The organism is Polaromonas sp. P1_G2 (assembly GCF_056405515.1).
The window spans coordinates 1-435 of sequence record NZ_JBFUBY010001255.1 but is presented as its reverse complement, the minus strand read 5'-3'; the positions used below and the strand labels follow the sequence as shown (position 1 = coordinate 435).

Genomic DNA, 435 nt, shown 5'->3' with positions numbered 1-435 from the left:
CGGAAATGGTCGCTCAGCCCGCATCATGATGAACGCCGAACTCTCGGCAGGCAGCGCAGCGAGGATCATCGTTCCCACCGTCTTCAGGTCGAACTATCTTGAGAGCCTTCGCCTGATGAGTAACCACGGCGTTCCAGATGCCCTGATCAAGACCCTCGACTTTGCGCAGCGCTATGCGCAGGCGATCGAGTGGTCGTCGCTCCCACGAGCGATCCATGTGCTCCGCAAGACCAATGCCTTCGTTCTTCCGGAAGTCGGCGACAGGGAGGGATATCGCCTGAGGTTGCCGCGAGCCGTGGACTTCGAGGATGAYGACGACGATGACGATGGCGACGGTGCCGGAGGCGCGACGGCGGGAGGCCTGAGAAGGCGATAGGGCACACCCGCGCAATGACGACGGCCGACCATCTTCATCGCCGTGGAGCCTGTGTCGAC

The 435-nt window shown here is 62.2% G+C and carries 1 pseudogene; it reads left to right on the top strand.

From position 1 onward, the window contains the following. Positions 1-376: pseudogene (locus AC1D0P_RS30025) on the top strand (hypothetical protein); the annotation flags it as partial. Positions 377-435: the final 59 nt, after the last annotated feature.